This is a genomic window from Cellulomonas sp. NPDC057328, assembly GCF_042667215.1.
GTDB lineage: Bacteria > Actinomycetota > Actinomycetes > Actinomycetales > Cellulomonadaceae > Cellulomonas.
Map to the genome: position 1 here is coordinate 1 of NZ_JBHUZW010000169.1, position 6179 is coordinate 6179.

Annotated in this window: 6 protein-coding genes; 2 read left to right on the plus strand and 4 right to left on the minus strand. The window is 74.6% G+C overall.

The window, feature by feature from the left end:
- Window positions 1–111: 111 nt before the first annotated feature.
- A complete protein-coding gene (secG, locus tag ACFUMH_RS18265; protein ID WP_378208885.1) occupies window positions 112–357 on the plus strand; it encodes a preprotein translocase subunit SecG in 246 nt (81 codons plus the stop codon).
- Between the two features lie 12 nt (window positions 358–369).
- Window positions 370–717 carry an RNA polymerase-binding protein RbpA gene (locus tag ACFUMH_RS18270; protein WP_378208888.1) on the plus strand — a complete coding sequence of 116 codons (348 nt, stop codon included), beginning with the start codon at window positions 370–372 and terminating at the stop codon, window positions 715–717.
- A gap of 204 nt (window positions 718–921) precedes the next feature.
- Here the strand turns inward: ACFUMH_RS18270 and pgl are convergent, their stop codons facing one another.
- The 4 genes from pgl to tal form a co-directional block, all read right to left on the minus strand.
- Window positions 922–2445 carry a 6-phosphogluconolactonase gene (pgl, locus tag ACFUMH_RS18275; RefSeq protein WP_378208890.1) on the minus strand — a complete coding sequence of 508 codons (1524 nt, stop codon included), beginning with the start codon at window positions 2443–2445 and terminating at the stop codon, window positions 922–924.
- 80 nt (window positions 2446–2525) lie between these two features.
- On the minus strand, window positions 2526–3443 hold the full coding sequence (gene opcA, locus ACFUMH_RS18280) for a glucose-6-phosphate dehydrogenase assembly protein OpcA (RefSeq protein WP_378208892.1): 918 nt from the start codon (window positions 3441–3443) through the stop codon (window positions 2526–2528).
- Complete coding sequence (gene zwf / locus ACFUMH_RS18285) at window positions 3440–4981, minus strand: glucose-6-phosphate dehydrogenase (protein ID WP_378208894.1); 1542 nt, start codon at window positions 4979–4981, stop codon at window positions 3440–3442. The genes opcA and zwf overlap by 4 nt, the downstream gene beginning before the upstream one ends.
- Window positions 4978–6105, minus strand: coding sequence for a transaldolase (gene tal / locus ACFUMH_RS18290; RefSeq protein WP_378208896.1), 1128 nt, complete (start codon window positions 6103–6105; stop codon window positions 4978–4980). Before tal ends, zwf begins: the two co-directional genes overlap by 4 nt.
- Window positions 6106–6179: the final 74 nt, after the last annotated feature.

Consider the following 6179-nt stretch of genomic DNA (forward strand, 5'->3'; position numbering starts at 1 on the left):
GTGCTGGCTCGCACCGCCCCGCGTCGCCTACCCTGTACCGCGGTCATCGCGTCGTCGCCACCCGGCGGCGCGGCCCGCACCCCGACCACCGAGCTGAGGAAGCCCACCGACGTGACTGCCCTGCGAATCTCTCTCCAGGTGCTCCTGGTGATCACCAGCCTCCTGCTGGTCCCCCTCGTGCTGCTGCACAAGGGCAAGGGCGGCGGCCTCTCGGACATGTTCGGCGGTGGCATCACCGCCGGCGCGGGCTCGTCCGGCGTCGCGGAGCGCAACCTCAACCGCATCACGGTGGCGGTCGCCCTCGTCTGGACGGTCATGATCGTCCTGCTCGGGCTCATCGAGAAGTTCTCGGACTGAGGGAGATCGGCGATGGCGAGCGGCAGCGCGATCAGGGGGTCCCGCGTCGGTGCGGGCCCGATGGGTGAGGCGGAACGCGGCGACGCCGCTCCGCGGGTGTGGATCTCGTACTGGTGCTCCAACGGCCACGAGACCCGCCCGAGCTTCGCGGAGGAGGCGGCGGCCGAGGCGCCCGAGACGTGGGACTGCCCGCGGTGCGGGTTCCCCGCCGGGCAGGACCCGGCGAACCCGCCGGCACCCAGCAAGAACGAGCCGTACAAGACGCACCTCGCGTACGTGAAGGAGCGTCGCAGTGACGAGGACGGCGCGGCCATCCTCGACGAGGCGCTTGCCGCGCTCCGCGCGCGCCGCGGCCGCTGACGGCAGCCGCACCAGCACCTTCCGCCGACGCCCCGGCACCCCCGCTCACCGAGCAGGGTGCCGGGGCGCGTCGTCGCGCGCACGCCGAGGTCGCGGGCTGAGCGTGAGGTCGCGGGGTGAGCGCGAGGTCGCGGGTTCGAGCCCGCGACCTCGACTGACTCCCGCGACCTCGCGCGCTCAGCACGGGGCCGGCGGGCGGAGAGGTCAGCGCACGCGCAGCAGCGCGAACCCGTCGTGGCCCTTGGCGCCGACGGTCTGCACCACGGTGGCGTCGACGCGCGGGTCTCGCGCGACCGCCGCGACGAAGGCACGCACGCCCTGGACCCGCGTGTCGGGGTGGTCGGGCTGCACCACGGCGCCGCGGCGCACCACGTTGTCGACGACGACGAGCGTGCCGGGCCGCGACAGGGCGAGGGCCCGGTCGACGTACGTCGCGAGCCGCTCCTTGTCCGCGTCGACGAAGACGAGGTCGAACGGCTCGGCCTCCTCGGCCACCAGCGCGTCGAGCGACTCGGCGGCGGGGCCGACGCGCAGCTCGACGCGGTCGCCGACCCCGGCGGCGTCGAGGGACGCGCGTGCGACGGCGGCGTGCGCCTCGCTCAGCTCGAGGGTGACCACGGTGCCGTCGGACGGCAGCGCCTGGGCGAGCCACCACGTGCTGTAGCCGCCGAGCGTGCCGACCTCGAGCACGCGGCGGGCGCCCACCGTGCGCGCCAGGATCTCGAGCAGCCGCCCCTGGTTGGGCGCGAGGGCGATGTCCGGCAGCCCGGACGCGGCGGCCGCCGCGGCGACCGTCGCGGCGTCGGCCGGCTCGTCGACGACAGCGGCGAGGTAGTCGTCGACACGCGCCCACAGCGCGTCGGCGGCCGCGGTCGCGCCTGACGCGTCGTCGTCCGCACCCGTGCTCGTGCCCGTGCGCGTGCCGGTCGTCGTGCCGTCGGCGACAGCGTCGGCGTCGGTGCCCGCGGCCGGCAGGTCCTGCGCCGCGGCGACGTCGAGCAGCCACAGCGTCCGCTCGGTGCCGACGGCACCCGCGGCCGGGGTGGTCGTCACGTCGTCGCCGGCGAGCCCCCGTGCGACCGCCGGGGCCTTCTCGGCGCCGGCGGCCACGAGCCACACCTCGCGCGCCGACCGGATGACGGGGAACGTGAGCGACACCCGCTCGGGCGGGGGCTTGGGGGAGTCGTGCTCGGCGACGACGAGGTCGCGCTGCTCGTGCAGCGTCTGCTTGCCGGGGAAGAGCGACGCGACGTGCCCGTCGGGGCCCACCCCGAGGAGCAGCACGTCGGGGACGGGCGCCCGGGCGCCCTCCGGCGCGTGCGCGGCGAGCTCGGCGCGGTAGGCGCGTGCGGCCGCGTCGGCGTCGGGGACGGCGTCGGAGCGCGCGGGCACGGCGTGCACGTTGGCGGCCGGCAGGGCGTCGCCGAGCGCGTCGACGAGGGCCTCGCGCGCCTGCGTCTCGTTGCGCTCCGGGTCGCCGTCGGGCAGGAACCGCTCGTCGCCCCACCACAGGTGCACCTGGGACCAGTCGACGGCCGCACGGGCGGGGCTGGCGGCGACGGCGCGGAGCGTCGCGGTGCCGACGGTGCCGCCGGTGAGCACCACGTGCAGCGGTGCCCGGTGGGACTGGAGGTCGACGAGCCGGGTGAGGAGGCGGGCCGCGGTCGCCGCCGCGAGCACCTCCGCGTCGGGGTGGAGGACGACCTCGGGGCTGGCGTGCGGGCTCACGGCGGATCCTTCCGGCGGGGGAGCGGGCGGCGGGGCCACGGGGTCGCCCGCCGGACGGCGGACGACCCCGCGGCGCGCGCTCAGGCGTCGATGCGGGCGAGTCCCACCTGGAGGACCTCGCCGTACACCTCGTCGGCGTCGAGGCGGCGCAGCTCCTCGACGAGGCACTCGCGCAGCTGCCGGATCGGCAGCGCGATGCGGTGCTCGGGCTGGTCCGGCTGGCGCAGCGCCGCCGTCTTGCCGTCCGGCCGGTCGAGCACGATGTCGCCCGCGGCGCGGTGCAGGCGGACCTGCGTGATCGCCGGGGCTCCGGGCACCCGCTCGACCTCCACCGGGCACTGCAGGGCCTCGGCGAGCCACGCGGCCATGAGGTCGACGGACGGGTGCGTGCTCTCGCCGACGACCACGGCCCGCTGCACCGGCTCGTACGGCGGCTGGTCGAGCGTCGCGGCGATGAGTCCGCGCCAGAGCGTCGCGCGCGTCCAGGCGAGGTCGGTGTCCCCGTCCGCGTAGACCGACGCGAGGCGGCGGAGCGTGGCCCCGGGGTCGCCGGACTGCGTCGTGTCCGTGATCCGCCGCTGCGCCATCCGCCCGAACGGGTGCTCCGACGGGTTCTCCGGCACGTCGTACGGCCACCACGCGACGATCGGCGCGTCCGGCAGCAGCAGCGGCATGACGAGCGTGTCGAGGTGCGACAGGACGTCGCCCGAGGCGCGGAGGATGACGACCTCGCTCGCCCCGGCGTCGCCGCCGAGCCGGATCTGCGCGTCCAGCACGGTCGAGCGCTCGTCCGGGCGCTCGGTGAGCACGACGATGCGGCAGGGGTGCTCGCGGCTCGCCTCGTTGGCGGCCGCGATGGACTCCTCCGGGTCGTGCGCGCCGACGTCGATGATCAGCGTCAGCACGCGCCCGAGGGCGACGGCGCCACCCTCGTCGCGCTCCTGGAGCAGGCGCTTGTTGATGTCCCGCGTGGTGGTGTCGGGCATGTCGATGATCACGGCAGCCTCCAGGCGCGCCCGTCGCGGGCCATCATCTCGTCGGCCGAGGCCGGCCCCCAGGTGCCCGCGCGGTAGTCGTCGGGCTTGCCGTGCGAGGCCCAGTGCGCGGTGATCGGGTCGAGGATCTTCCAGGAGAGCTCGACCTCCTCGTGCTGCGGGAACAGCGGCGGGTCACCGAGCAGGACGTCGAGGATGAGGCGCTCGTAGGCCTCCGGGGACGACTCCGTGAAGGAGTGGCCGTAGCCGAAGTCCATGGTGACGTCGCGGACCTCCATCTGCGTGCCCGGCACCTTGGCGCCGAACCGCAGCGTGACACCCTCGTCCGGCTGGACGCGGATGACGAGCGCGTTCTTGCCGAGCTCCTCGGTCGCGGTGGACTCGAACGGCAGGTGCGGCGCCCGCTTGAAGACGACCGCGATCTCCGTGACGCGACGGCCGAGGCGCTTGCCCGTGCGCAGGTAGAACGGCACGCCGGCCCAGCGTCGCGTGTCGATGTCGACGCGCACGGCGGCGTACGTCTCGGTCGTCGAGTCGGGGTTGAAGCCCTCCTCCTCGGCGTAGCCGATGACCTTCTCGCCGCCCTGCCACCCGGCGGTGTACTGCCCGCGGGCCGTGTGCCGGCCCAGGTCGCGGGGGAGCCGCACCGCGGAGAGCACCTTCGTCTTCTCGGCGCGCAGGGCGGCCGCGTCGAACGAGACCGGCTCCTCCATCGCCGTGAGGGCCAGGAGCTGCAGCAGGTGGTTCTGGATGACGTCGCGCGCGGCGCCGATCCCGTCGTAGTACCCCGCGCGGCCGCCGATGCCGATGTCCTCGGCCATCGTGATCTGCACGTGGTCGACGTAGTTGCCGTTCCAGATCGGCTCGAACAGCTGGTTCGCGAACCGCAGCGCGAGCAGGTTCTGGACCGTCTCCTTGCCGAGGTAGTGGTCGATCCGGAAGATGTCGTCCGGCCGGAACACCGAGGAGACGATGTCGTTGAGCTCCCGGGCCGACCTCAGGTCGTGGCCGAAGGGCTTCTCGATGACGACCCGGCGCCACGTGCCCTCCTTCGGCTGCGAGAGCCCCGAGCGGGCGAGCTGCTTGCAGACGACCGGGAACGAGCTCGGCGGGACCGACAGGTAGAACGCGTGGTTGCCGCCCGTGCCGCGCGACACGTCGAGGTCCTCGACGGTCTCGCGGAGCCGGTCGAACGCGTCGTCGTCGTCGAACGTGCCCTGCACGAAGCGGATGCCCTCGGCGAGCTGGCGCCACGTGGCCTCGCGGAACGGCGTGCGCGCGTACTGCTTCACGGCGTCGTGCACGACCTGCTCGAAGTCCTGCGTCGCCCAGTCGCGCCGGGCGAAGCCGGTGAGGGCGAAGCCGGGCGGGAGCAGGCCGCGGTTGGTCAGGTCGTACACGGCGGGCATGAGCTTCTTGCGCGCCAGGTCACCGGTGACGCCGAAGATGACGAGACCGCTGGGCCCGGCGATGCGGGGGAGCCGGCGGTCGCGCGGGTCGCGCAGCGGGTTCCGGCCCTCCGCCACGGCGGCGGGGCTCACTGCTGCGCACCCGCGGTGGGCGCGTCGCGCAGGCCGTTCTCCACGGTCTCGAGCAGCTCGCCCCAGGACGCCTCGAACTTCTGCAGGCCCTCGGTCTCGAGCTGCTCGGTGACCTCGTCGACCGAGATGCCGAGCGCCTCGAGGCGGTCGAGCAGCCCCGCCGACGCGTCCTGCAGGCCCGTCACCGTGTCGCCGCGGAGCACGCCGTGGTCCTCGACCGCGTCGAGCGTCTTGCCGGGCATCGTGTTGACCGTCCCGGCCACGACGAGGTCCTCGACGTACAGGGTGTCGGGGTAGCGGGGGTCCTTCACACCGGTCGACGCCCACAGCGGGCGCTGCGGCTTCGCGCCGGCGGCCGCGAGGGCCTGCCAGCGCTCGCCCGCGACGACCTCCTCGTAGACGCCGAACGCGAGGCGGGCGTTGGCGATGGCCGCCTTGCCGCGCAGCTCGTCGGCCTCGGCGGTGCCGATCTCGTCGAGCCGGGGGTCGATCGCCGCGTCCACGCGCGAGACGAAGAACGACGCGACCGAGCCGATCGGCGCGAGGTCGATGCCGGCGGCGTGCGCCCGCTCGAGGCCGTCGACGAACGCGTCGAGCACCGCCCGGTAGCGCTGGAGCGAGAAGATCAGCGTGACGTTGACGCTGATGCCCTCGGCGATCGCCGCCGCGATGGCCGGCAGGCCCTCGACCGTGGCGGGGATCTTGATGAAGAGGTTGGGACGGTCGACGGTGGACCACAGCGTCCGGGCGGACGCCAGCGTGCCCTCGGTGTCCCGCGCGAGGCGCGGGTCGACCTCGATGGACACGCGCCCGTCGACGCCGTCGGTCGCGTCGTACACGGGGCGCAGGACGTCGCACGCCTCGCGCACGTCGTCCGTCGTGATGCGGGCGACCGCCTCCTCGACGGACGCGCCCGCGGCGGCGAGCTCGGCGAGCTGCTCGTCGTAGGCGTTCCCCTTCGCGAGCGCGCTCGCGAAGATGGTCGGGTTGGTGGTCACGCCGACGACGCCGCGCTCGACGAGCCTCTGGAGGTCGCCCGAGCGGGTCAGCTCGCGCGAGAGGTCGTCGAGCCAGACGGCCACGCCGGCGTCGCGCAGCTGGTGCAGCGGGGTGGTGCTTGCCATGGTCTTCCCCTTCGTCCCACGACGGGTGCGTACGCATGAGCGGCGCGGCGGGCCGTCCGGGACGGCCCGCCCCG